This is a genomic window from Humibacillus xanthopallidus (assembly GCF_006717145.1).
In the GTDB taxonomy this organism is placed as follows: Bacteria; Actinomycetota; Actinomycetes; order Actinomycetales; family Dermatophilaceae; genus Humibacillus; species Humibacillus xanthopallidus.
Genome location: NZ_VFQF01000002.1, coordinates 1,444,682 through 1,469,106, shown reverse-complemented (window position 1 = coordinate 1,469,106; position 24,425 = coordinate 1,444,682). Strand labels below are relative to the sequence as shown.

The window sequence follows — 24,425 nt, the reverse complement described above, 5'->3', positions numbered from 1 at the left end:
GCCATCGCCACTCCGTCGCCAAGGTATGCCGTCGGGCTTGTCAACGCCCTCCGCTACGTACTACAACTAGCAGAGTATCCCCCGATCCGTGAAGAGGACAACATGACCGACGCGCTCGTTCTCGACTACGTGCGGACCCCGCGAGGCAAGGGCACGGCGAAGGGCTCGCTGCACGACCACACCGCCGTCGACCTCGTCGTGCACCTCCAGCAGGCCCTCGTCGAGCGCACCGGGCTGCGGTCCGAGACGGTCGACGACATCACGCTCGGCTGCGCCACCCAGGTCGACGACCAGGGGGCCGACATCGCCCGCACCGCCGCCCTGCTCGCGGGCTGGGGCGACGACGTGCCGGGGGCGACGATCAACCGCTTCTGCGCCTCCGGCGTCGACGCTGTCGGCCAGACCGCGGCGCGCGTGCGGGCCGGCGACCTGCGCCTGGCCGTCGCCGGCGGGGTCGAGAGCGTGTCCCGCGTGCCGATGTTCGCCGACCGCGGCCCGCTCTACTGCGACCCGCCCACCACCCGTCGCATCGGCGCTGTGCTCATGGGCATCTCCGCAGACCTCAACGCCACGCTGGAGGGCTTCTCCCGCGAGGAGCTCGACGCCTACGGCCTCGAGACGCAGCACAAGGCCGCTGCCGCCTGGGCCGCCGGCACCTTCGACCGTTCGGTCGTGCCCGTGCCGGCGACCGCCGAGCGCGGTGGTCTCGACCACGACGAGCTCGTCCGCCCGGGCACGACTCTCGAGTCGCTGGCCGCCCTGCCCCCGGCCTTCGCCGAGGTGGGGGCGGCCGGGCAGGACGAGATCGCCCTCGGCGCCTGGACGGGGATCGACCACATCGACCACCTCCACACGATCGGCACCTCCCCGCAGGTCGCCGACGCCGCCGCGCTGCTGCTCATCGGGTCGCCGGAGGCCGCGGCGGCGGCCGGCATCACGCCGCGGGCCCGCATCGTCGGCGCCGCCTCGACCGCGGTCAACCCGGTCGTCATGCTCACCGCCGGCCAGAGCGCCGTCGAGCAGGTGATCGCGCGAGCAGGACTGTCCCCCAACGACATCGACGTCTTCGAGTTCGCCGAGGCCTTCTCGGCCCTGTGCCTCCGCTTCCGCCGTGACCTCGGAGCCGGCCCTGACCGCATGAATCCCAACGGCGGCACCATGGCGATGGGCCATGCCTTCGGCGCCACCGGGGCGATCCTCGTCGGCAGCTGCGTCGAGGAGCTCGAGCGGCGGGGCGGGCGCTACGGCGTCGCCGCCGTCAGCGGCGCGGCCGGGCTCGGCGTGGCCGTCCTCATCGAGCGGGTCGCGTCGTGACGACCTCACAGGGCGCCGCGACCATCGCCGAGCCACATCCGGGTCGGCCGCTCGAGGGCCGGGTCGCGATCGTCACCGGCGGCGGCAAGGGTCTGGGTCGCGCCTTCGCCCTCCACCTCGCCCACCTCGGGGCCGCCGTCGTCGTCAACAACCGCAACCGCGAGGTCGACGCCGACGGCCTTGGACCAGCCGACCACGTCGCCCGGCAGGTCTGCGCCACGGGTGGCCGGGCCGTCGCCGACCACGGCGACGTGGCCGACCCGGCGACCGCCGAGGCGCTCGTCGCCTCGGCACTCGAACACTTCGGGCGCCTCGACATCTGCGTCACGAGCGCCGCCGTCAGCTCACCCCAGATGCTCCACAAGACCACCCCCGAGAACCTTCGCGGGGTGCTCGCCGTCAACGTCATCGGCACCGCGCTCGTCGTGGCCGCCGCCTCCCGCGTCATGCGAGACGCGGGTCACGGGCGCATCGTCGTGGTCGCCTCGACCGCCGGCCTGCACGGGGAGCCCACGGTCTCCGCGTATGCCGCGAGCAAGGGCGCCGTCATCGCGCTGGCCCGCACTGCTGCCGTCGAGGGCGCCCGGCGCGACGTCCTGTGCAACGCCCTCCTCCCCTACGCGACGACCCAGATGACCGACGCGGGCATGGACCCCCGGCATGCAGCCCGAATGACCCCCGAGGCGGTCGCACCTGTCGTCGGGGCGCTCGTCGACCCGACGTCGACCATCAACGGGCAGGTCGTCGTCACCGGTGGAGGCGTCCTCCGCCTCGCGCAGAGCGTCGAGCTCGGCACCGTGTCCCTGCCCGTCGGCGACCTCGCGCCCGAGGCCCTCGCGCACCTGCTCGAGCAGAGTGCGGCCGGCACCTCGCACACCTTCACCGAGGCCCAGGAGGCCTTCCAGCAGCTGGCATCGGAGGCCGTTTCATGACCGAGTTCCCCTGGGCTGCAGTCGGCCTCAACATCCTCGCCAGCATCATCGCCGTCACAGCGCTCATGGCCGTCGTCATGGCGGTCTCGATCCGGGCGAAGAACCACTCGATCATCGACATCTTCTGGGGTCCGGCCTTCGTCGTCGTCGCCGTCGTCTCCTACCTGGTCTCTGCCGGCTCCGAGGGTGACTCGACACGACGTCTGGTCGTGCTCGTCCTCACGTCCGTCTGGGGCCTGCGGCTCGGACTCCACATCGGTCGTCGCAACCGCGGCCACGGCGAGGACCCGCGCTACACGGCCCTCATGCGCCACCGGACCGGGTCGCTCGTCGGCTACCTCGTGCGCAAGGTCTATGGGCTCCAGGGCCTGCTCGTGGTCGTCGTGTCGCTGCCCGTGCAGGTCGCGATGTACGAGTCAGCGCCGCTCGGCGTGCTCGGCGGCCTGGGGATCGCCGTGTGGCTCGTCGGCTTCGCCTTCGAGGCCGTGGGCGACCAGCAGCTCGCTCGCTTCAAGGCAGAGCCGGCCAACGAGGGGCGCATCATGGACCGCGGTCTGTGGGCCTGGACGCGCCACCCCAACTACTTCGGCGACTCCTGCGTGTGGGTCGGCCTCTTCCTCCTCGCGCTCGGCAGCCCCGTCGGCCTGCTCACGGTCGTCTCACCGATCGTCATGACCAAGCTCCTCGTCAGCTACAGCGGCAAGGCCCTTCTCGAGAAGGGCATGCGCCGCAAGCGGGGCGCGGCCTACGACGACTACATCGCGCGAACGAGCGGCTTCTTCCCGCGCCCGCCACGCCGCACCACCCGCGCGGAGGGCGCGTCGTGACGCAGCGCGTCAGCGGGCTCGTCGACCTGCTCGACCTCCGCCGCGAGTCGGAGACGACCTGGCTCGGCCGCACCGACACCGTGCGCCTGCCCCACCTCTACGGAGGCCAGCTCGTCGCACAGTCGGTCGTTGCCGCGGGGCGCACGGCGGGCGAGGAGCGCCCCGTGCACTCGATCCACACGACGTTCCTGCGCGCCGGGCGCCCGGGTGAGCCCGTGCGCTTCGTCGCGGAGACGCTTCGCACGGGCGGCCTCATCACGACGCTCGACGTGGGCGTCTGGCAGGGTGAGCGTCTGCTCTGCCGGTCGACCGTCTCGTGCTGTGCCCTCGTCGACGGTCTCACGCACCAGCGCCCCGCGCCCCCGTCGGCAGGTGCCGACGCGAGCCCCGATCTGCGCGATGTCGCCGAGGCCACCGGCGGCCTCGGCGACTACTGGGAGGAGTTCGCTGCCATCGAGCTGCGAGTGGATCCCGTTCTGCGAGAGACGCATCCGGCCCACTCCGCATCGCCACCGAACGGCATCTGGATGCGCTCGCGAGAGTCGCTGCCCGACGACCCGCTCGTGCACCGCGCCACGATCGCCTACGCCAGCGACCTCATGCTCATGTCGACCGCCGTGACGCCGCACGGGCACACGACGGGTCACGAGCGGTCGCTGGCTGCCCGGTGGCGAGCCGTGTCGCTCGACCACGCGATCTGGTTCCACCGCGAGGCCCGGGCCGACGCCTGGCTCCTCTTCGACCACACGACCCCGGCGGCGCACGCCTCCCGGGCCCTCATCGAGGCGACGGCCTTCGACGCGGACGGCCGCGAGGTCTGCCACGTCGCGCAGGAGGCGCTGATCAGGCCGCACGCAGGTTGAGGGCGATCTCGCCCGGTGCCCCGCGGGCGAGCGGCTTAGGGACGCACGACGGCCGTGCCGCCCGACGACTCCTGCTCGATCGCGTCGAGCACCTCCGCTCTCGTGGTGCGCTCGCCGAGACGGTTGAGCTTGCCCTGACCGTGGTAGTCGCTCGAGCCCGTCAGCAGCAGCCCGAGCCGTTCGGCGACCGCTTCTGCCCGCGCGATCTGCTCGGGGCCGTGGTCGCGGTGGTAGGCCTCCAGCCCGGCCAGCCCGGCGGCATACATCTGCTCGATGAGCGCCTCGTCGGCGCCGCGCGAGCGCGTGCGCGTGAAGGGGTGCGCGATGACGGGCACCCCACCCGCTGCCCGCACGAGCTCGACCGCGCGCACGGGGTGCGGCGCATGGTGCGCGACGTAGTAGGGCGAGTCCTCGGCGAGCCACTCGGCGAAGGCCTCGTCGCGATGCCGGATGGTGCCGTTCGCGATGAGGGCGTCGGCGATGTGCGGGCGCCCCGCGGTGGCGCCGGGGGCCACCTGCGCGAGCACCTGCTCGTACGTCACCGGTATGCCGTCCGCGGCCATCCGCGCGACCATCCGTTCCAGCCGGGTGGCGCGGGACTCACGGGCACGGGCGAGCTCGGCCGTGAGGGCCTCGTCGCCGGGGTCGGTGAGGTAGCCGAGCAGGTGGATCGAGACCCCACCGAGGGCGCACGACACCTCGATGCCCGGCACGAGCGTCACGCCCGTCCGGCGAGCGGCGGCCGCGGCCTCCTCCCACCCGCCGACGGTGTCGTGGTCGGTGATCGCGAGCACGTCGATGCCGGCCGCAGCGGCCGCCTCGACAAGCTCTGTCGGGGTCTCGGTCCCGTCGCTGACGTTCGAGTGCGCGTGCAGGTCGATGACCGGACCCGGCTTCCGCCCGGTCCCGTGCGCGTTGAGCTCGCTGGTCACGCGCACACTCTAGGACGGGATCAGGCCGTGCAGGCTGTGCTCCGCGTCACCCCACGTGGACGACCTTCGCGACCGACGGGGTCCGCGCACCGTCGAGGACGACGAGCCCGTAGTAGCCCGGCGGTGCGACGTGCGAGTCCGCCGGAGTGCCGACGATGCTGAGGGCGGCGCCGTCGGCGCGGTTGTAGGTGACGCCGACGGGCAGCTGCACGACCCGCTGGCCGGTGTCGAAGGAATGGGTCTGCGACCCGAGGGCGACGAGGACGACCTCCGACGGGGTCCCGACGGTCGGCAGCTGGAAGAGCGCGCCGTACTCCAGCTGCGACGGGGCCGACGCGATCATCGGACGGGCGCGCGCCAGGTAGTCCGGGGTGTAGATCTGGTAGGTCGGCTTCTCGAGCGAGTCCGCTGTCACGACATCACGGCCGCCGCCGACGAGCACGCGGCCGTCGGGCAGGAGCAGCGCGACGGAGTGGTAGCCGCGGATGACCCCCGACGCGCTCGCGCCGGTCGTCACCGAGAAGCCCGAGAGCGGGTCGACGTACTGCGCCCGCTGGACGTCGGTCGCACCGGTCATGTCGTGACCGGCGACGAGCAGCACCCGCCCGTCGGCCAGCACGACGGCGTCGGGGTGGTGGCGGTTGATGCCGAGGTCGACCGACGGCCCCCACTGCCCCGTCACCGGGTCGAGCACGTCGGCGCTGCGCTGGAAGGTGCCGACCATGTCGCCACCGGTGACGAGGATGCTGCCGTTGCGGTAGGCCGCTCCCGCCCCGGCGCCGGAGCGGATGGGCAGCATCACGCTCGAGGCACCCCAGCCCGACTGGTCCGTCGTCCCGTGAGAAGTCCTGCGCGGCAACGTGTTCCACGGGGCGTCTGCCGTGGCGGCGGTCGTCACGGGCGTGCCCGAGTCGGCGATCATGAGCAGGTCGGAGGCTGCTGCGGCATACGGCAGGACGAAGACGCTCGTGTAGTCGCGCGCGTGGATCGCGACGGGCGTGGCGGCGTGGCTCGACACGAGAGCGCGCTCGCCCGTGTGCGGGTCGAGCGTCTCGACACTGCGGTTGTCGGTGCCCGACGCGTTGGGCGTGATGAGCTCGAGGCCACCGGTGACGAGCATCCGCTTGTCGGGCAGGCGGGTCAGGGTCGGATACCACCGCGCCGCGCTGTCGAGGTAACCGCGCCCGACCATCTCGCCCGGCAGCCGCTGCCACGTCGTGCCGTCGAAGACGGTCTGGTAGGGCAGCCCCAGCGTGTAGCGCAGCTCACCCGTCGCCCGGTCGGAGACGATGCGCGTGCCGCCCGCCGTGACGACGCGGCCGGTGTCGTCGAGGGTCGCACTCGTGCAGTAGAGGTCGTCGTAGAGGCTCGCGTCACCGTAGGGCGTGCCCGTGTGCTCGACCGGCTCGGCCACCTCGGTGATGACGGTGTCGGCCGCGGGCGCGCTGCCGACGGGCGGAGGCGTGAAGACCCACGACACGCGCCGCGCCCTCGACGTCGGGGTCGGCGGGTTGGTCTCGCGGGCGATCCCGATGAAGTGCACCCGACCGTCCGGCAGCAGCGTCGCGTGGATGGGGGCGGCATACCACCCCTCGGCGGTGCGGAACGTGCCGACGGAGCTCCAGGCATCGGCCGTCGTGGGGGTCGTCGCGGCGATCGCGCCCAGGGCGGCCGACGGCGCTGCCGTCGCCATTGCCGCGGAGTGCGCTGAGGTCGCGGCGCCCTCGGCGGGGCCGGTCATCGAGTGGCTGCCCTTGCCGGCGGTGGCAGCAGGGCGGCTGCCCCGCGGGGCGGGGCCGGGGGCGGTCCCGAGGGTGCCGGCGAGACGGTCAGAGACGGTGGCGTCCTGACCTGCGCCGGCGCTGTGCCGGCCGTGACCGGTGCCCGGGGTGTCGGTCGACTCGGCGTGCGCGGGCACGCCCGACAACGTCACCCCGAGCGCCACCGGCACCACGGCGACAGCGACCAGACCCCACGGGCGCACCCCCACGCCTTCGAGAGTAGGCACGAGTCCGCGACAATGTGCCCGATTCGTCGGATTCGACCCACCCTGGCTCGCAACACACCGAGCAACCGTCAACGTCACGAGGTGTGCCGCGTGGTCTTGTCGACTGCTCGGTGTGTTCGCGACCGTCCACACCTGGGGGCGGGCCGACCGCGGTCGTCCACAGCGTGCAGCGGGCCTCTTCCACCGCCGCCGTATGCCGTCCAGCGTGCTGCGCATGGACGTTCGACTTCGCGCTCTCGCCGGCCGCCAGGACGGCGCCTTCAGCTCGGCGCAGGCCGCCGCGCTCGGTGTCGACCACCTCGAGCTGAGACGGGCGGTGCGGTCGGGCGAGCTCCTTCGCCCGCGCCGGGCCGCCTATGTCGAGGGCGTGCGCTGGCGCGATGCGGACCAGGATGAGCGCTTCCGTCTGCTCGTGCGGGCGGTGAGCCACACGCGAGACGGCGACATCGTCAGCCACCACGCGGCTCTGGCGCTGCACGGGCTACCCCTGTGGGGCCATGACGTCGACCGCGTCGACCTGCTCGCCGACGTGGGCCAGACGGTGCGCCGGACGGGAGTGCACCTGCACCCGCGGGGCGACGTGCGGCCCGTCCGGTTCGGTTCGATCGGCGTCGTGCCCGTGGCGAGAGCGGTCGTGCGCACCGCGCTGACGATGGGCAGGGACTGCGCGGTCGTGGCCGGCGACGCGGCGCTGCACCGCGAGATGGTCACCGTCGAGGAGCTGCTGGCGGAGGTGGCGCTCGTCTCGCCCCACGAGGGTCGGGCCGGGCGCTCGACGCCGTGTTGCGGATGGACCCGCTGGCCGAGTCGGCCGGCGAGTCACGAACCCGTCTGATCCTTCAGGATCTCGGTCTCGCCTACGAGAGCCAGTTCTGGATCACGGACGCAGCCGGCAACCCCGTGGCTCGCGTCGACTTCCTCGTCGAGGGGGTGGTGCTCGAGTTCGACGGACGGGTGAAGTACCGGGGTGAGGGCGAGTTCGCGGCCGAGATCGTCTGGGCCGAGAAACGGCGCGAAGACGTCATCCGCCGGCTCGGGCACCCCGTCGAACGGGTCATCTGGGACGAGCTGCCCCGCCCGGGGCTGCTCGGCGCCCGGATCCTAGCCGCCAGGCCGACCCGCGCGCGGAAACACACCGAGTAGTCGGCAACCCCACGCGGCATACCTCGGGGTGTTGCCGATTGCTCGGTGTGTTGCGAGGTGCCGGGGCGCGCAGGTCGGGACCGGCTGACACAGCTGCGGGCGCGAGGGTCAGTCGCGGCCCGGCCAGTTCTTGTCGGGCACGGGGACGGGGCGGCCGGGCTGCTCGCCGCCACGGGCCTCGAGGTAGTTCTCCTTGGGCACCATGACCTTGCGGCGGAAGATGCATACGACGGTGCCGTCCTGCTTGTAGCCGATCGTCTCGACGTGGACGACGCCGCGGTCGTCCTTGGAGGTCGACTCCCACTTGTCGAGCACGGTCGTCTCGCCGTAGATCGTGTCGCCGTGGAAGGTCGGAGCGACGTGGCGCAGCGACTCGATCTCGAGGTTGGCGATGGCCTTGCCCGACACGTCCGGCACCGACATGCCGAGCAGGAGGGAGTAGACGTAGTTGCCGACGACGACGTTCTGCCCGAACTGCGTCGACCCGGCCGCGTAGTGCGTGTCGAGGTGGAGCGGGTGGTGGTTCATCGTCAGGAGGCAGAAGAGGTGGTCGTCGTACTCCGTCACCGTCTTGCCGGGCCAGTGCTGGTAGACCGCACCGACCTCGAACTCCTCGTAGCTGCGCCCGAACTGCATGCCCACTCCTCGTCCTCGAAGGTCCGGGTGCCAGCCTGCCCCAGTGGGCGGCTTTCGCACACCGGGGTATGCCGTGTGCTTCCTCACGCTCCCCCGTGGGCCCGCTCGGTCGCGGGCTCGGCGGTCTGCGCCTGCATCACGCGGGGAAGGTCTCCGGTGTCGGAGAGCGTCGGCTCACCGACGGCCCTCGTCACGGTCGTGCGCGAGGCTGCGGCGGCCGGTCGGGGCCGCTCCCCCGTGCGCTTGGCCTGGAGCAGGCTCGCGAAATAGGTGCCCATCGCGACCCCGGCGGCGAGCGCCAGCCCGGTGCCGAAGGCCTGCGCGAGCGTGGTGAGCCCGGACGGAACGCCGGTCTCGTCGGGACGGGTGACGATCTCGCTGATGCCTTGATAGGCAAGGCGGCCGGGCAGCAGCGGCACGATCGCCGCAGTCGTCACCGCGAGCGCCGAGAAGCCGAGGCGGCGGGCCACGACACGAGAGAGGAAGCCGACCGTGGCTGCAGCGATCGCCGAGGCCGTGATCGTACCGATGCCGACCTGCTCTCCCAGGGCGAGCGCGAGCCACCCCAGCGCCCCGGCGACGCCCGCGGCCACGACGACCCGGCCACGCGCATACGACATGACGGCGAAGGCCCCGGAGATGACGACGGCACAGGCGACCTGGAGGGCGACCGCGTCGGTGAGCCGGGTCTGCGAGGTGATCGCGATCGGGAAGCCGAGCCGCTGGCCGAAGGACAGCACCGTCGAGACCCCGACCGTGATGCCGAGCGTCAGCACGATGACCTCGAAGGCCCGCGCACCGGCGGTCACGTAGTAGCCCTCGAGCGCGTCCTCGGCAGCGCCGACCACCGAGAGCCCGGCGAGCAGCAGGACGATGCCCGAGGCGACGACGAGCGAGGGCGACACGTCACCGATCACGGTGAAGCCGTGCGACTGGAGCACGACGACGAGCGTCGCGACGACGGTGGGAATGGCCGCACCCACGCTCTGGGCGAAGAAGGAGGCGACCCCGGCGCTGGCCAGCCACGACATGACCCGCCCGACGACGAGAGCCGTGAGGAAGCTGACGAAGGCGATGAAGGGCCCTGCCCCGACGAGCGCGGCAGCGCCGGCCGCCAGCACGCCCCCCGCACCGGTGACGAGCCACCGCCTGTAGGGGTGCGGCGACGACACGACCCCGTCGAAGCGCACCCGCGCGTCGTCGAGGGGCAGCGTCTCCTGGGTGAGCGAGACGATGAGCTCGCGCAGCCGCTCCAGCCGGGTGAAGTCCTGCGAGCGGAAGGGCACGATGCGCATGATCGTCATCGGGTCGGCGTGCGGTCCGCGGTGGTAGGACACCGTGAGCGAGGTGTAGGTGACGTCGACGTGCACCGACGTCAGACGGTAGGCCTTGGTGAGCATGAGCACCGTCGCCGTGACGTCGGCGGCGGACGCGCCCGTCGCGAGCATCGCCACCCCGGCCCGCATCGCAAGGTCGATGACCGCCTGGGCGGTGTCGCGGTCGACCCCGTCGGGGCTCGACCACATCGGGATCTCGTCGGTCGGCGGACCGTCCGGACGCATCGCGCGCCGCGTGCTCGAGCGCAGGGAGGGCAACGCCCGCCGCGCTCCCGTCGGCCGGGTCGGTCGGTCGTTGCGGGCCACACCGAGACTGTATGCCGCCCTGCCGACCCACCGCCCACGACCCTCTCGTCCCACGAGCCACACGTCGCAAACCCGCTTCGGCGGGCGGGTCCCTTCGTGACACCATGGCCGGGTGAGCAGCGAAGAGCAGAAGACCTCCCCGAGCCGCAAGCGCCCGACCACCGATGAGTTCCGGGCGTTCGTCGCCACCGGCTGGTCGCCCCGCGACAGCGCGGTGACCCCGCGCTCCGAGGCTGCCGACTGGGCGGCCCGACGCCGTGAGGCGATCAGCGCGGCCTTCCCCGGCGACCGGCTCGTCGTGCCGGCGGGCGGGCTCAAGGTCCGCAGCAACGACTGCGACTACGTCTTCCGTCCGCACAGCGCCTTCGCACACCTCACCGGGCTCGGCAGCGACCGCGAGCCGGACGCCGTGCTCGTGCTCGAGCCGCGCCGGTCCGCCGACGGCGAGGGCAGCGACGGCCACGAGGCCGTCCTCTACTTCCGCCCTCTCGCCGACCGCGACACCGAGGAGTTCTTCGGCGACTCGCGCTACGGCGAGTTCTGGGTCGGCGCCCGCCCCACGCTCGACGACATCGAGTCCGAGCTCGGCGTCACGGCTCGCCACATCGACGAGTTCGGCGACGCCGTCGCCAAGGACGTCGACGCCGTGCAGGTGCGAGTCGTGCGCGACGCCGACCCCGAGGTCGCCGCGCTCGTCGACCGGGCCCGCCACGCCGCGTCCGCCTCCGCCGGCTCCGAGCAGGCCGAGGCGACCGCCGAGCGGGCGCGCGACGCCGACGAGGAGCTCGCCGCCAGGCTCTCCGTCCTGCGCATGGTCAAGGACGACTGGGAGGTCGAGCAGATGCGCTCGGCCGTCGAGGGCACCCACCGCGGCTTCGACGCCGTCATCGCCGACCTGCCCGAGGCCGTCCGTCGTGGACGCGGCGAGCGCTGGGTCGAGGGCGTCTTCGGCCTGCACGCCCGCCACCACGGCAACGGCGTCGGCTACGACTCGATCTGCGCGAGCGGCGACCACGCCAACACGCTGCACTGGATCAAGAACACCGGTGACATCACCGACGGCGACCTCCTGCTGCTCGACGCAGGTGTCGAGGTCGACTCCCTCTTCACCGCCGACATCACCCGCACGCTGCCGGTCAGCGGCACCTTCACCGACGCGCAGCGCGGAATCTACGACGCCGTGTATGCCGCGCAGGAGGCGGGCATCGCCGCCTGCAAGCCCGGCAACAAGTTCAGCGACGTCCACGCCGCCGCCATCCGCGTCATCGCCGAGCACCTCCACGCCTGGGGGCTGCTCCCTGAGGGCATCGACGTCGAGGCCACGCTCGACCCCGACCACGGGCAGTACCACCGCCGCTGGATGGTTCACGGCACGAGCCACCACCTCGGCATCGACGTGCACGACTGCGCCCTCGCGACGCGGGAGCAGTACAACGACGCCATCCTCGAGCCCGGCATGATCATCACCGTCGAGCCCGGCCTCTACTTCAAGGCGGACGACGAGCTCGTCCCCGCCGAGCTGCGCGGCAACGGCGTGCGCATCGAGGACGACGTGCTCATCACGGCCGACGGCTGCGAGAACCTCTCGGCCGCCATGCCGCGCACGAGCGCCGACGTCGAGGCGTGGATCGCAGGCGTCTGGGCGGGGCGCGGGGCCTGATCGCGCGGTGACGCCCCGGGTGTCGGGTCGAACCCGGCACTCAGGGTGAGGAGACCGACCCGTTGGGGTCCGGCCCCGGGATGGGCGGGCTCCACGGTGCGACGAGGTCGACGAGCGGCCCGGCATCAGCAGACTCCAGGCCGCTCCCGAGCACTCCCGGGCTGCACGCGGGGTCCACGCTGATCCGCAGGGCCGGCCCGGCGGCATACCGGAGCAGGAGGGTGAAGCGGGCGTCGACGCTGCCGCCTGCGCCCTCGCAGACGTGGTCGGTGGGGCGCGTCGGGAGCGAGCGCAGCAGGTCGAGCACCTGAGCGCTGCGGGCGGCGTCGAGAGCCGTCGCCTGCCAGGTGCCCTTGGCGTCGAGGCGACACACCGTCACAGCGGGGCTGCCCTCCGGGGCGAGCGTTCGGTCGTCGTCGAGTCGCCCGAGTCCGGCTGCGTCGCAAGGCTGCTCGGCCGGCAGTGCCTGCCCGGCGACGGTCGCCTTGAGCGGCACGCCGACGGGGTCACCGGTGACGAAGTCGCCGTTCGTGCCCCTGGAGCACGCGTTGGCATCGGCCTTCGCCGCGACCCACACGATCGCGCCGCCGTAGGTCGCCCCGACGAGGTATGCCGTCTCGTCCCCGGCCATGGCCGTGCACGGGCGCTCGCTGCCGTTCCACCGCGAGGCCCAGGTCAGCAGCTCGACGACGGCGCGGCGCTGAGTCGGGTTCAGCACCGTGCGCTCCGACCGCGCGAACGGCGCGGTGAGCGGCGTCGGGGCGGTGAGCCGCATCGTGGGGTAGGCACAGACGACGAGGCTCGCCGGGTCGCGCTCCGGGAGCAGGCGGGCGGCGCCGTCGACACCCTGTGGCTTCTGGGGGACGGTCAAGCCATCGGGTGACTCGAGCGCCGCTGGGCACTCGAGCGCGCCATCGGCCGCGAGGCGCTGCGCGGTGACGGGTCTCAGCGGGCCCGTCGAGACGGCCGGCAGTGTCGTCGGCCCGTCGCGGGACCCATCGGGGGCGGGCTGTCCGCACGCTGCGAGCGCGATGGCGGCGGCGACCGCGACCCCGACGAGGCCCCCCATCGCGGTCGGTCGTGGTGCGCGGCGACGCGCGTGAGCCATGGACATGAGAAACCTCCCTGTGACGATCCTCCACGAAGGAGGACACGCGACAGGGAGGATTCGATGCACCTGGCCGCCGGGTGCCGCCAGATGGCCGGCTGGCGGGGTCAGACGCTCGGCGGCCGGTAGGAGTCGGAGGACGGGGGCGTCGTCGGGGGGGTCGTCGGGGGTGTCGTCGGCTGCACGATGGGGGCCGCGGTCGAGCCGAGGCCGGCGGCGGCGAGGATCTCGCGACCCTGCTGGGCGAACTTGTGCTCGCAGAAGACCTCGTAGCGGGTCGCGACGACCTGGGTGACCGACGAGAAGTCGCGCTGGCCGCGGGTGAACGCGTAGCCGGCGGCAGCCCAGACGACGCCGAAGAGGCCGCCCCACATGGCTGCGAAGAGCAGCAGGCCGAAGGTGCTGGCCGGCTGGCCGAAGAGCGAGAGGATGAGGCCGACGAAGACACCGAGCCAGACGCCCGACAGCAGACCGCCGAGGATCACCCGACCCCAGGTGAGCCGCGCCGTGACGCGTTCGATCTGCTTGAGGTCGGTGCCGACGATGAGGACGTTCTGGACCGGGAACTCCTTGTCGGACAAGGTGTCGACGGCCTTCTGGGCGTCTTCGTACTTCTCGTAGACGCCCAGCGAGATCGGGTAGTCGAGGGAGAGCGTGGCGAAGCCGGGCCGTCCCCCTGCTCGGTTTGGTTGCAGGCTCATGGCTCCATCCTCGCATCCCGCCCCGAGCGGCTCGGGCAGGTGCCCGGCTCAGCTCTTCAGCTTGTAGTCCTCGACGAGACGTCGTCCGATGATCATCCGCTGGATGTCGGCCGTGCCCTCGCCGATGAGCAGCATCGGTGCCTCGCGGTAGAGGCGCTCGATCTCGTACTCCTTGGAGTAGCCATAGCCGCCGTGGATGCGGAAGCTGTCCTCGACGACCTGCGAGCAGTACTCGGACGCAAGGTACTTCGCCATACCGGCCTCGAGGTCGTTGCGCTCGCCGGAGTCCTTCTTGCGGGCGGCCTTGACCATCATCTCGTGGGCGGCCTCGACCTTGACGGCCATGTCGGCGAGCCGGAAGAGGACTGCCTGGTGGTCGACGATCTTCTTGCCGAAGGTCTCGCGCTGCTGGGCGTAGGACACACCGAGCTCGAAAGCCCTTCTCGCGACACCGCATCCGCGTGCGGCGACGTTGACGCGGCCCACCTCGACGCCGTCCATCATCTGGTAGAAGCCCTTGCCCGGCTCCCCACCGAGGATCTGCGCGTCGGTGGTGCGGTGGCCGTCGAGGATGAGCTCCGTCGTGTCGACGCCCTTGTAGCCCATCTTGTCGATCTTGCCCGGCACGGTGACCCCCTGGGCGGTCTCACCGAAGCCGGACTCCTTGTCGATGAGGAAGGTCGTCATGTTGCGGTAGACGGAGTCGGCGCCCGTGTCGGTCTTGACGAGGACGGCGACGAGGTTGGCCGATCCGCCGTTGGTCAGCCACATCTTCTGGCCGTTGATGGTCCACGCGCCGTCCTCGCCCTTGACGGCCTTGGTCTTGATCGCCGAGACGTCCGAGCCGCAACCGGGCTCACTCATCGAGAAGGCACCGCGGATCTCGCCGGTCGCCATCTTGGGCAGGTAGTGCTGCTTCTGCTCCTCGGTGCCGTGCTGCAGCACGAGGTAGGCGACGATGAAGTGGGTGTTGATGATGCCGCTGACGCTCATCCAGCCGCGGGCGATCTCCTCGACGCACAGCGCATACGTGAGCAGCGACTCCCCGAGGCCGCCGTACTCCTCGGGGATCATCAGCCCGAAGATGCCCATCTCCTTCATCCCGTCGACGATCGCCTGCGGGTACTCGTCCTTGTGCTCGAGCTCGGTGGCGACGGGGATGATCTGCTCCTCGACGAACTCGCGCACGAGCTTGACGAGCTCGGTCTGCTCCTCGGTGAGGCCGTCGGTCTGCTGGAGTCGGGACATGCTCGGATCGCCACCTTGCGTCGGGCTGGGGTCAACGGGTGCGCGCCCGGTCGACGATGTCGTCCGGGGCGCCTCCGCCGAGTATGCCGCCGGGCAGCTCCGTCGGTCAGTGCCGCCGCGTGTGAGGGTGGACACCTGTGGTGTGGCTCACCGCGGCGGCCGCCTCACCAGAGCTGGCCGAAGCCGGTCTTCTTGGCCTTGACCGGGCCCTCGAGCGTCGACCGCTGCTCGAAGTCCTCGGTCTTGAGACCGTTCGTCACGGCCTTGTGCAGGTCGGTCCGGGTACCGGTCGGGTTCTCGGTCAGGGCCTTGAGGAAGAGGTAGGTGAAGGCGCCGTTCGGCCGTCCTCCGAACTGCGCGTCGGACGCCGTCTGGTCGGCGCGGCAGGCGGCGAAGAGGACGGGCTTGGCCTTGGGTCCACGCGACTTCACGAGCGACAGCAGCGCCTTGCGCTCCACGGCCTCGGGGTGGTTGGCCCGGATCGTGCGCGCCTGCGCCAGGGCCTTCGCGGTGGGGGGCGGCAGGTACCGGGGGCGTCGGCCCCGCAGCAGGTCTCTCTGGATGTCGTCGAGGTCGCGGGTGCCCGACCCGCTGTGGCAGGTGTCGAGGAGCACCTCGACGAGCACACCGTCGGGCGCGGACGAGAAGAGCTCACGCAGCTCGTCGTCGACGATGACCGTGTCGCGGTCCCAGCCGTCGCCCCCCACGGCGATCTCGTAGCAGGCGAAGGCCTCGTCGAGGCCGTCGGGCTCCTTGTCGCCGGGCGCCTCGGTGCCGGGCAGGTCGGGCACCTGGGTGCCGTGGGAGGAGTAGCTGAAGAGCACCTCGTCGCCGGGCTTGGACTTGCGGATCATGCCGGTCAGGGCGTTCATGATCGCTTCCTTCGTGGCCTCGGCATCCCGGAGCACCGTGACGTTGCGCGACTGGAAGCCGTTCTTCTTCAGCGTCGCCGCGATGTCCTCGGCGTCGTTGACGCACCCGTTCAACCAGCTGCTCTGGGGCAGCGTCTTGAACTCGTTGATCCCCACGCACAGGGCTCTGCTGGTCATGGCTCGTCCTCTCTCGGTACCGCTGGGCTGGTGGGTGGTGAGGCTCCCCGGCCGGGCGGGGCCGGGGGTCGTACTCGTCGTCGGGGCCGGCAGGTCGGGCTCTGTGACGAGCACGGCATCGGGGCGGGCGTAGACGACGTAGGCGAGCCACGTCTCGTCGCCCGCGTCGCGGGCGACCGCTCGCGCGTGCGCGCTGGCTGCGGCCACGGTGGCCCCCTTGAGCAGCTCGTCGTAGAGCGCCTCGACGAAGATGCGTGACGGCTCGTCACGCACCGACCAGAGGCACGACACGAAGGCGGACGCACCGGCGTCGAGGAACGCCTTGGCGAAGCCTCCGACGGTGGACAGCTGGGTGCCCACCTGGCCGACCTCGCAGGCGTTGAGCACCACGACGGGGCCGACCTCGCCCTTGCGGGTCCAGGCGGCGTTCGCGCTCACGTTGGTGGCGGAGAGGTACTCCTGCAGCTCTTCGCCGTCGCGTCGGCCGGCTGCGAGCAGGATGCGCGCGTCCTCGATCGCCCTCGCGTCGGCGGCCCCGTGCCCGGCGAAGTGCAGCAGGTCGAAGCCCCCTCGCCGCAGCAGGTCACGCACGGCCCGCGGCGTCGGCCGGATCGGCGTGGCGCCGAAGCGCTCCTCGAGGAAGTGGGCCTCCTGCTCGGGACCGGCCAGCGTGAAGGCCGGGTCCTCGTAGACGGGGCACAGTGACCGCGCCCGGCCCGGTCGCACGCGCAGGCGCTGTGGCGGCACCCTGTCGAAGTGCCAGCGCACGAGGCCGCCCTGGGCGAGGAAGCGTGGCTCCTGCTCCCGCTCTCCACGTGGGGGCTTGAGGTGAACGATCTCCCACGGCATGTAGGGCTCGTCGGTGAGCACGAGCAGGTTGCCGAGCTTGTCGCGCCGCTCCCAGAGGAACTCCTGCATCTCCTCGGGGAAGAGCCGCTCGAAGAAGTCGACCCCGATGTCCTGGACGTCGGAGAAGCGCTCCTCCGGGGTGCGGTTCCTCGTGCGCCAGATGTCGGCGATCTGTCCGATCCGTTTGGCAGCGAACTGCTCGCTGCGGGTCAGGGGCGGCGACTCGAAGTGCCTCACCTTGCCGCGCGGCGTCGCCCGCACGGCGTACTGGTAGACGACTCGGCCACCCGCCACGCGCCGCTCGAAGATCTCGAGCACCGGCAGCCGTTCGAGCCCTGCTGCGTCGATGTCGAAGGCCCCCTTCGCGGTGGCGCGGGAGGTCCCGGTCAGCGGGAGCAACCCACTGCGCTCGGTCGGGGCCGCCTCACCCTCGAGCGTCAGGTTGGCGACGGGCACCCAGCCCTGGCGGGCGATGACGGTGATGCGGACCGGTCCGGCTTCGAGGGCCTGCGCGGTGAACTGGGCATCGCTCGTCCAGTCGCCCTGCGGCAGCCCCAGCGCCCTGGCGTCCTCGCCGATGATGCGGGCGTTCTGCTTGCCGACGACCTGGATTCTGACCGGCCGCGCCGCATCTACCTGCACCCCGGCGCTGACGGACACGGCTCCGTGGCTGGCCTCGATGGTGCCCGTGCCCAGGCGCACCCGGACGGTGAAGTCCTCCTCGGGCCGCACCGTGGCCGGCATCTCCGCCGCTAGCTGCCCGGGACTGGTCGCCGGCACACCGGGCGCTGCAGCCCTCTTCGTCGCGCCTCTCTTCGTCGCGCCCTTCTTGGCCGTCCCCTTCTTCGCCGTTCCCTTCGTCGTCGGGGCCTTCCGTGGCGGGCGCTCCGTCGTCGGCAGGGGAACGGGTGGGAGCGGCGGCTGAGCCCGCGACGGACGCGACGCCGTCAGCCTGGGAGGTCGGCCGGGGGCGCGGGACGGGGCTTCGAGCTCCACCTCGGTCAGTCCGACATCGCCACCGCCCGTCACCTCACGGTCGACGCCGCCGTCGAGCTCGGCCTCGGCGCCCTCATCGCCACCCGTCTCGGGCGGCGCCTCGAGGGCAGCTTCGGGGCCGCCACCCGCACCCATGCCGAGGGGCAGCCAGCCGGCGATGGCCTCGATGACGCGCAGCTGGCTGAAGTAGTTGGTGTGGTACACCTCGTCGTTCGTGCCGAGGGCGAGGGAGTCCTTGACGTAGCCACCCGAGGGCGGCCCGATCGCAGACATGGAGGCCGTGTCGACGACGAGGTCGTTGTCACCCTCGAAGAGTCCGTCGACGAAACCCTCGCCGAGCCGCACCGCCAGCTCCTTCGGGAACTCCGGTGGCCGGTGGCTCCCGTCGAGCAGGCTGACGTGGAAGTTGGAGGAGACCACGTGCCAGTTCGTGCCCGGTCCCGGCTGACCCGGCTGGTCGCGGTTGAGGTCGGTGACGAACGGCCCGTCCGGGATCATCGCCGCAAGCCCGGGCACGTCGTCGCCCGTCGCGACGTAGGACACGAGGTACTTCACGAGCGCCCCGATACCGCGCACGACACCGCCGACGACGGCAGCGACGGGCGCCCCGCCGGGCAGGAGCGCCAGCCCGGCGGCGCCGACCGTGACGAGGTTGGTGTAGAGGTCGACGAGGTCGTGCCAGCGTGCGGGGTCCGCCAGGTGCGTGCCGCCGTTGGTGGCCGCGACGAAGACGATGTTGTCGACGGTGGCCGGCCAGTTGGACTGCGGCAGAAGGGCTTCGACGAAGGATCGAGTCACCAGACCGCCGCGGCTGTGGGTGATGATGTCGATCGTCATGTCGGTGCCCGGGTGCTGGCGTCGCAGCTCGGCGAGGAGGTCGACAGCATTCTGTCTCGGGTCGACGCTCAGGGTCCGGTGGTCGTAGCCGATGACGGCGTCGTAGGCGGAGAGCACCGTCTGCAGGAAGCCCTCGGCGCCCGGCACCAGGCCCATCGCGGCAAACGCCCCGACCGTCGACGAGAACGTGCCGTGGACGAGCAGCAGCACCCGCACCGGGCGGTCCGTGGGCAGGCCCAGGGTGGCACCGGCGCGGAGAGGCTGCCAGGACCCGGCTGCGGGGCCGGCGGCGTGGACGAGGCCCGGGCGGACGGCCTCCTCGAGCTTGCGGACGACACCACCCACGACGAGCGGCGCCACGAAGCGAAGCACGATCGCCTGCACCGCACCGTGCACGAGGTCACCGAGCAGCCCACGGTCGTGGGGCTGCTCGGCGGTCAGGGCACGAGCGTGGCGAGCTGCCCGCACGTTCGCCGACGTCGGCCTCCGCGGCTGGACGTCGATCTCGAAGGACAGCGTTCGGGCCTCGAGGGACCGCGTGCCACCGGTCGGGCGCAGCGGCAGGTGCCACGAGTAGACACCGTCCCGCTCGAGCAGGACGACGGCGTCGTCGGTCGGCGCCACGTCGACGTCGAGGCTCACGGTGCCGCGACGGTTCGCCGGACCGGGTGACGCGAGGTCTCGACTGCGCCGGGGAGTGAGGTCGATGCGGTCGACGACCTCGAAGTCGCTCTCGCCGAGTGCGGCCAGCAGAGCCGATTTGGCTGCGGCGTGGCCGGTTCCGTCACCGAGGTCACGGTCGCCCCGGTCACTGGCCGGGGTCGCGTCGTAGCCGCCGGGAGTGCGCACGCGCACCGCTCCCCCACCAAAGGACGCGGACGGCATACCCCACTCCCCTCCGACAGACCCACGACGGTTCGTCTCCCTGCCACGGTAGAGCCGCTGGCGGGCGCAGTGATACGGATTGCCGCAAAGTGACGGCTCCGACGGCACGGATATTCGGTTGCGCTCCCCGATGGGCATCGGGGATCGTCGGGGACGACCGCGGAGCCACAGGGCACCGCACCGGACCCGAGGAGGGTGACATGTCGATGACGGCCCCGGGCATGCCAGCCCACATCACTTCTTCCTTGGAGTTCCCTTGTCATTCAATGCATTCCACGATGACGACGAGGTCCACCCCTCTCGTCTGACCGACCGACGGCTGTCCGCGCTCGAGAGTGAGCAGTTCGCCGTCGACTCCCAGCCGGACGCTCCGCCCGAGGGTGAGCGCTGGTCGAGCTGGGACGGCGCCACCCACGGACCGAAGCCACGCCCCGACTGGGTGATCACCGACCTCGGAGCCGTCGAGAGCGATCTCGGCGTGCTCAAGACGGGCAAGGAGGCCGACGTGCACCTCGTGCGCCGCTGGGTGCCCGGCGTGCCGGAGCGCGACGTGCTCATGGCCGGCAAGCGCTACCGGTCGAGCAAGCACCGGATGTTCCACCGCGACTCGGGCTACCTTGAGGGGCGGCGGGTTCGGAAGTCGCGCGAGAACCGCGCCATGCGCACCCGCACCGCGTTCGGCAAGGAGCTCATCAGCGGTCTCTGGGCGTTCGCGGAGTTCGAGACGCTCGTGCGCCTGTGGGAGGAAGGGCTGCCCGTTCCCTACCCCGTGCAGCTGTCCGACGACGAGATGCTGATGGAGTTCATCGGCGCTCGCGACGGCAGCGCGGCGCCCCGCCTCTCGCAGACCCGGCCCGAGCGCGACGTGCTGCCCCTGCTCTTCGAGCAGCTGCGCGAGGCGATGATCCACCTCGCCGAGCTCGGCTGGGCCCACGGTGACCTGTCGCCCTACAACGTGCTGCTCGAGGGTGAGGGCGACGCGTCGCGTCTCGTCATCATCGACTGGCCGCAGATCGTCGACGTCATCGGCAACCCGCACGGGCCGGAGTTCCTCGAGCGCGACGCGCACAACATGGCCCAGTGGTTCACCAGACGGGGGTATGCCGTCGACGACGGCCTGCTCTTCGGTGACCTCATGGCTGCAGCCACGTCGCGCTGGTAGATGAGCGGCGGTCGACGGCCGCTCACGCGCCCGGCGGGCGGGTGAGCGGCTGGCCGGACGGTACCGGCCACGAGCCCGACCGGTTCGTTGCCGGGAGATCGTTCGCCTCGGCCTGGGCACCTCGCTCCAGCCGCCGTGCCCACATGTGCAACAGCAGCGCGGGAAGGACGTTGAAGGGAAGCAGGATGATGGCGCTCACCAGACCCACGGCCCTGCCACCTTGTGCCTCCTCTGCGGTGAAGGAAAACGACACGTATAGAGCGGACACGGCGAGGGCGTAGACGAGCGCGCAGTAGTAGATCGCACGAACCACCCGGGCCGCTGGTCTCTCGAGGGGAATGAGAAACGTGGCCTTGACCACCTTTGACCAGTCGGGTTTGGAGTCACTGAGCTGCTCATCGACTGCGGCAGCCATCATGCTCTGGTAGGAGGCCTCTAGATCATTGGTGGCCCGCACCTTGACCGCCGCCTCCTCCGCAGGTGCGACATTGAGCTTCTCGTACGCGGCGAGATAGCTGGCGATGAACACCACGGTCTCCCCTGCAACGCGCATGTCGCGCTCACGAGATCCATGACTGCGACGCTGCTCGAGCAGGCTCTTCAGGGCGATGCCGGTGGCGGCCAGCAGTGCAGTGCATGCTGGACCGAGGATCGCGGCGACGATCTGGGGTTCCATGTCTCGAGTCGTCCCCTGGGCTGGTTCGGAGTGTGAGTCCCTTGTCAGAGGCGAGCAACTGCGAGGAAATCCAGGCTCGAACGACTTCGCCCCTTCTGGGAGTCACGTCCAGAGGGGCCATCGACCGACGCGGCCACACTGTCAGCGCTCGCCGCTACGTTCACGGAATGGCTGACTTCACCGGTGACGACCTGAGCAGGTCCCGGTTCGTGCGGGCCCTGCTCACCGACTCGGAGTTCGTGGACACCGACTTCTCGCGGTCGTGGTTCCGTGGGGCTGAGATGCACGACGTCGTCATGCGCGGCGTCGAGCTGACCGACGTGCGCATCGACGGCGAGTTCGAGAACCTCGTCCTCAACGGGGTCGATGTCGCGCCGCTCGTCGAGGCCGAGCTCGACCGGCGGGACGCCGACCGCGTGCGGATGCGGCCGACCGACCCGGCCGGCTTCCGCGAGGCCTGGCAGATCGTCGAGCGCAGATGGGCAGCGACGGTCGAGCGCGCCCGCGGTCTCGACCCGGACCTGCTGCACGAGTCGGTCGACGGCGAGTGGTCCTTCATCGAGACACTGCGCCACCTCGCCTTTGCGAGTGACGCATGGGTGAGCCGCGCGATCCTCGGCGACCCGTCGCCGTGGCACCCTCTCGAGCTGCCGTGGGACGGCATGCCCGACACCCAGGGCATCCCCCGCGACCGCAGCGTCCGGCCCTCGCTCGACGAGGCCCTCGCGGTGCGCCAGAGCCGCATGGCAGTCGTACGCTCGGTGATCGAGGGCCTCACCGACGAGTCGCTCGCCGCTCGCACCGAGCCGGTCCCGGGCGAGAGCTGGCCCCCGTCGCGCAGCTTCGAGGTGCGCAAGTGCCTGCTCATCGTGATCAACGAGGAGTGGCACCACCGGCTGTTCGCGGAGCGCGATCTCGCTGTGCTCGAGGGCCGCGTCAGTCGGTGAGGAAGTCGGCGGCGTGACCGAACTTGCCCGAGTGGACGAAGGCCTCGAGCGGCAGCCGTGAGCGCGGGAGCCTCGACCGTGCGCGAAGCCACTCCGGCAGCGCGTCGTCGGCCCCGGCCTCCGCCGGCAGCCCGAGAGCAATGCCGGTGGTCACGGCCCAGTGGGCTGGCACGTCGAAGCGTTCGGCGGCGGCCCGGTGGTCGAAGCCGCCGAACTGGCGCACCTGAAGGCCCATCGACCGCGCCTGCACGGTGATGTGGGCGACGGCCTGGCCGAGGTCGAACATCGCGTAGTCGCTGTAGGCGATCTCGTGGTCCTCGTCGGTCGCCACCTGGTGCAGGGTGAGGATGATCGCCGAGGCGGCGGGCGCCCAGACCTGGTTGGCCGACGAGAGCACGTCGACCATGGCGGCGTGGGTCTCGTCACCGCGCAGGCCGACGATGAAGCCCCACGGCTGCGAGTTGCCGGCCGACGGCGCCCAACGGGCGGCCTCGAGGATGGCGCGCAGGGCGGACGTCGAGAGCACGTGCGTGCGGTCGTAGATCATGACGCTCTCGCGCTCGCGCAGCAGCGGTGTCAGCACGTCGGGCTGCCCTGACGACTCCGGGGCCGTATGCCGCCAGGGCGTCACCGTCTCGTCGCTCACGTCGCGCTCACCGTCCTCACGCACCCCACAACCATGCCCGACGCACGTCTCTTCCCGACCACCGGTGTCGGCAACGCCACGTGCGCCCCATCGAGAGAGCACCCCGTCCCCCCAGCCAATCGAGAGCGCAGTTCGTCGCCTCCTCGACAATCGAGAGAGCAGTTCGTCGCCGGTCCCTGGACCGCGCCCTTCCCACGAAACCCCTACGGAGTGCTCTCTCGATCGGTCTCCTCGACGGCGTGCGCTCTCGATCGTCCGTGCCGACGGAGTGCTCTTTCGATTGGGCCGTGCAGCCCACCCGGGCAGCTCGGGTGTGCAGACGCACGCCCGGGGGGGATGGGCGGCACCCCGCACGCAGTCGAGAGAGCAGTTCGTCGCCCGCTTCATCAACTGCGCCCTCCCACGAAACCGAGAGCGATCCTCTGGGGCGAGCTCTCACGCCCTCTGCATCGTCGCCACCATGAACGCCTGCCACGCCGCGCGGCTGTCGGCGAGCTCACCCGGCCCGCCGGCCTGCTCGAGGATCCGCGTCGTCGCGTCACGCGTCACGTCGTCGTAGACACCGGTGATCTGCACCTCGCTGCGGCCCCACACGTGGCGGCACATCGCCTGCACCGCCTGCACCTGCGCGTTCGAGCGGCGGATGAGGCGCGGCTGCTCCGGTCCGAAGCGCCCGATGTCGACGTGGATGTGGTTGGCGTGGGCGTCGTCGAACAGGTAGGTGAGCACGTCGGCGAACTCGTGGTGCAGCCCCGCAGCCGTCCGCCAGTAGAGCGCGAGCCGGCGCCGCAGCTCCGACGCGGGCGCGTCACGCCAGAGGTCGTGTCGCAGCGATACGAGGTCCGTGCCGTCCGCACGCAGCCGCGCGATGTCGATGGCCTCGCCCGAGCTGTGCCACGACGTCGTCGAGCCCCGGACCCACGCGCCGTAGGAGCGGATCTCATCCGGGGCCTGACCGATGTGCTTGCGGTGCAGCGCGATCCACCGGTCCAGCCGCTTCCCGAAGGCCTCGGTGACGTAGTAGGCAGAGCGGCGACCGTTCACCTCGTAGACATAGGCAGCCTCACCGACGGCCCGCCTCGACTGAAGCTCCGTGTAGTTGACGGGCGACGGGTCGATGCGCAGCTCCCGCGGAGCCGGCGCCGACAGGCCCGACAGCCCCGGCACGTCGGGCAGCGAGGGTATGCCGCCCGCTTGCGTCACGGCATACGTGCCCCCGGCGGCGACGACGCCGAGCGCGCCGATGGTCAGGAGCCGGCGGCGCGTCAACGGGCGCGAGTCGTCGGTCGGCTGGGGACCGTCCGACGTGCGCGAGCCCTGCGGCGTGCGGCGCTCCGTGTCTTCCATGACCCGTCCAACGCCC

At 71.5% G+C, this 24,425-nt stretch carries 20 protein-coding genes; 9 read left to right on the top strand and 11 right to left on the bottom strand.

The genetic code is table 11. The features are described 5' to 3' along the window. Nucleotides 1–102: 102 nt before the first annotated feature. The 4 genes from FHX52_RS17475 to FHX52_RS17460 are packed head-to-tail and all read left to right on the top strand — an operon-like array spanning nucleotide 103 to nucleotide 3,936. Nucleotides 103–1,314, top strand: coding sequence for an acetyl-CoA C-acyltransferase (locus FHX52_RS17475; protein WP_141823547.1), 1,212 nt, complete (start codon nucleotides 103–105; stop codon nucleotides 1,312–1,314). Further along, the gene (locus FHX52_RS17470; protein ID WP_221630630.1) at nucleotides 1,311–2,246 is read left to right on the top strand and encodes an SDR family NAD(P)-dependent oxidoreductase; all 936 of its coding nucleotides are present in this window, start codon (nucleotides 1,311–1,313) and stop codon (nucleotides 2,244–2,246) included. Before FHX52_RS17475 ends, FHX52_RS17470 begins: the two co-directional genes overlap by 4 nt. Continuing rightward, nucleotides 2,243–3,073, top strand: a complete 831-nt coding sequence (locus FHX52_RS17465) for a DUF1295 domain-containing protein (RefSeq protein ID WP_141823546.1) — start codon at nucleotides 2,243–2,245, stop codon at nucleotides 3,071–3,073. Before FHX52_RS17470 ends, FHX52_RS17465 begins: the two co-directional genes overlap by 4 nt. Next, nucleotides 3,070–3,936, top strand: coding sequence for an acyl-CoA thioesterase (locus tag FHX52_RS17460; protein WP_141823545.1), 867 nt, complete (start codon nucleotides 3,070–3,072; stop codon nucleotides 3,934–3,936). The genes FHX52_RS17465 and FHX52_RS17460 overlap by 4 nt, the downstream gene beginning before the upstream one ends. A gap of 35 nt (nucleotides 3,937–3,971) precedes the next feature. Here the strand turns inward: FHX52_RS17460 and FHX52_RS17455 are convergent, their stop codons facing one another. Together FHX52_RS17455 and FHX52_RS17450 are read right to left on the bottom strand one after the other, a co-directional pair. Next, on the bottom strand, nucleotides 3,972–4,868 hold the full coding sequence (locus FHX52_RS17455) for a PHP domain-containing protein (protein ID WP_141823544.1): 897 nt from the start codon (nucleotides 4,866–4,868) through the stop codon (nucleotides 3,972–3,974). A gap of 46 nt (nucleotides 4,869–4,914) precedes the next feature. Beyond that, the gene (locus tag FHX52_RS17450) at nucleotides 4,915–6,858 is read right to left on the bottom strand and encodes a galactose oxidase early set domain-containing protein (protein WP_141823543.1); all 1,944 of its coding nucleotides are present in this window, start codon (nucleotides 6,856–6,858) and stop codon (nucleotides 4,915–4,917) included. A gap of 232 nt (nucleotides 6,859–7,090) precedes the next feature. Here FHX52_RS17450 and FHX52_RS17445 point away from each other — a divergent pair, with 232 nt between their 5' ends. Together FHX52_RS17445 and FHX52_RS17440 are read left to right on the top strand one after the other, a co-directional pair. Continuing rightward, nucleotides 7,091–7,711, top strand: a complete 621-nt coding sequence (locus tag FHX52_RS17445) for a type IV toxin-antitoxin system AbiEi family antitoxin domain-containing protein (RefSeq protein WP_185747344.1) — start codon at nucleotides 7,091–7,093, stop codon at nucleotides 7,709–7,711. Further along, a complete protein-coding gene (locus FHX52_RS17440; protein ID WP_141823541.1) occupies nucleotides 7,666–8,019 on the top strand; it encodes a hypothetical protein in 354 nt (117 codons plus the stop codon). Before FHX52_RS17445 ends, FHX52_RS17440 begins: the two co-directional genes overlap by 46 nt. A 108-nt stretch (nucleotides 8,020–8,127) precedes the next feature. Here FHX52_RS17440 and FHX52_RS17435 read toward each other — a convergent pair whose 3' ends face one another. Further along, a complete protein-coding gene (locus FHX52_RS17435; protein WP_141823540.1) occupies nucleotides 8,128–8,655 on the bottom strand; it encodes a MaoC family dehydratase in 528 nt (175 codons plus the stop codon). Nucleotides 8,656–8,738: 83 nt separating this feature from the next. Further along, nucleotides 8,739–10,298: a threonine/serine exporter family protein gene (locus FHX52_RS17430; protein WP_246070095.1), complete on the bottom strand. Its 1,560-nt coding sequence runs from the start codon at nucleotides 10,296–10,298 to the stop codon at nucleotides 8,739–8,741. A gap of 112 nt (nucleotides 10,299–10,410) precedes the next feature. Here FHX52_RS17430 and FHX52_RS17425 point away from each other — a divergent pair, with 112 nt between their 5' ends. Then, entirely contained in the window at nucleotides 10,411–11,958 is a 1,548-nt protein-coding gene (locus FHX52_RS17425; protein WP_141823539.1) for an aminopeptidase P family protein, read from the top strand. Nucleotides 11,959–11,998: 40 nt separating this feature from the next. Here the strand turns inward: FHX52_RS17425 and FHX52_RS17420 are convergent, their stop codons facing one another. From FHX52_RS17420 to FHX52_RS17400, 4 genes are all read right to left on the bottom strand, one after another. After that, the gene (locus FHX52_RS17420; protein WP_141823538.1) at nucleotides 11,999–13,072 is read right to left on the bottom strand and encodes a hypothetical protein; all 1,074 of its coding nucleotides are present in this window, start codon (nucleotides 13,070–13,072) and stop codon (nucleotides 11,999–12,001) included. Nucleotides 13,073–13,173: 101 nt separating this feature from the next. Beyond that, entirely contained in the window at nucleotides 13,174–13,767 is a 594-nt protein-coding gene (locus FHX52_RS17415; protein ID WP_246070093.1) for a YflT domain-containing protein, read from the bottom strand. A 48-nt stretch (nucleotides 13,768–13,815) separates the two neighbouring features. Then, nucleotides 13,816–15,015, bottom strand: coding sequence for an acyl-CoA dehydrogenase family protein (locus FHX52_RS17410; RefSeq protein ID WP_141823537.1), 1,200 nt, complete (start codon nucleotides 15,013–15,015; stop codon nucleotides 13,816–13,818). 164 nt (nucleotides 15,016–15,179) lie between these two features. Continuing rightward, nucleotides 15,180–19,631 carry a DUF7362 domain-containing protein gene (locus tag FHX52_RS17400; protein WP_246070091.1) on the bottom strand — a complete coding sequence of 1,484 codons (4,452 nt, stop codon included), beginning with the start codon at nucleotides 19,629–19,631 and terminating at the stop codon, nucleotides 15,180–15,182. 256 nt (nucleotides 19,632–19,887) lie between these two features. Between FHX52_RS17400 and FHX52_RS17395 the strand changes: the two genes are divergently transcribed. Then, on the top strand, nucleotides 19,888–20,793 hold the full coding sequence (locus FHX52_RS17395; protein WP_141823536.1) for a serine protein kinase RIO: 906 nt from the start codon (nucleotides 19,888–19,890) through the stop codon (nucleotides 20,791–20,793). A 22-nt stretch (nucleotides 20,794–20,815) separates the two neighbouring features. Here FHX52_RS17395 and FHX52_RS17390 read toward each other — a convergent pair whose 3' ends face one another. Further along, nucleotides 20,816–21,469, bottom strand: a complete 654-nt coding sequence (locus tag FHX52_RS17390) for a hypothetical protein (RefSeq protein WP_141823535.1) — start codon at nucleotides 21,467–21,469, stop codon at nucleotides 20,816–20,818. Between the two features lie 167 nt (nucleotides 21,470–21,636). Here FHX52_RS17390 and FHX52_RS17385 point away from each other — a divergent pair, with 167 nt between their 5' ends. Beyond that, entirely contained in the window at nucleotides 21,637–22,416 is a 780-nt protein-coding gene (locus FHX52_RS17385) for a DinB family protein (RefSeq protein WP_141823534.1), read from the top strand. Here FHX52_RS17385 and FHX52_RS17380 read toward each other — a convergent pair. Next, nucleotides 22,406–23,086, bottom strand: coding sequence for a nitroreductase family protein (locus tag FHX52_RS17380; protein ID WP_221630629.1), 681 nt, complete (start codon nucleotides 23,084–23,086; stop codon nucleotides 22,406–22,408). The two genes, FHX52_RS17385 and FHX52_RS17380, sit on opposite strands and share 11 nt — an antisense overlap. A gap of 411 nt (nucleotides 23,087–23,497) precedes the next feature. Then, nucleotides 23,498–24,409 (bottom strand): extensin family protein, encoded by a 912-nt coding sequence (locus tag FHX52_RS17375; RefSeq protein ID WP_141823532.1) that lies wholly within the window; start codon nucleotides 24,407–24,409, stop codon nucleotides 23,498–23,500. Nucleotides 24,410–24,425 lie beyond the last annotated feature (16 nt).

Excerpts from the sequence above, each read along its gene's own strand:
- FHX52_RS17445 (WP_185747344.1), top strand. The coding sequence starts at position 7,091 with ATGGACGTTCGACTTCGCGCTCTCGCCGGCCGCCAGGACGGCGCCTTC.
- FHX52_RS17390 (WP_141823535.1), bottom strand. The coding sequence starts at position 21,469 with ATGGAACCCCAGATCGTCGCCGCGATCCTCGGTCCAGCATGCACTGCA.
- FHX52_RS17465 (WP_141823546.1), top strand. The coding sequence starts at position 2,243 with ATGACCGAGTTCCCCTGGGCTGCAGTCGGCCTCAACATCCTCGCCAGC.
- FHX52_RS17415 (WP_246070093.1), bottom strand. The coding sequence starts at position 13,767 with ATGAGCCTGCAACCAAACCGAGCAGGGGGACGGCCCGGCTTCGCCACG.
- FHX52_RS17375 (WP_141823532.1), bottom strand. The coding sequence starts at position 24,409 with ATGGAAGACACGGAGCGCCGCACGCCGCAGGGCTCGCGCACGTCGGAC.
- FHX52_RS17440 (WP_141823541.1), top strand. The coding sequence starts at position 7,666 with ATGGACCCGCTGGCCGAGTCGGCCGGCGAGTCACGAACCCGTCTGATC.
- FHX52_RS17400 (WP_246070091.1), bottom strand. The coding sequence starts at position 19,631 with ATGCCGTCCGCGTCCTTTGGTGGGGGAGCGGTGCGCGTGCGCACTCCC.
- FHX52_RS17410 (WP_141823537.1), bottom strand. The coding sequence starts at position 15,015 with ATGTCCCGACTCCAGCAGACCGACGGCCTCACCGAGGAGCAGACCGAG.
- FHX52_RS17385 (WP_141823534.1), top strand. The coding sequence starts at position 21,637 with ATGGCTGACTTCACCGGTGACGACCTGAGCAGGTCCCGGTTCGTGCGG.
- FHX52_RS17435 (WP_141823540.1), bottom strand. The coding sequence starts at position 8,655 with ATGCAGTTCGGGCGCAGCTACGAGGAGTTCGAGGTCGGTGCGGTCTAC.
- FHX52_RS17420 (WP_141823538.1), bottom strand. The coding sequence starts at position 13,072 with ATGTCCATGGCTCACGCGCGTCGCCGCGCACCACGACCGACCGCGATG.
- FHX52_RS17475 (WP_141823547.1), top strand. The coding sequence starts at position 103 with ATGACCGACGCGCTCGTTCTCGACTACGTGCGGACCCCGCGAGGCAAG.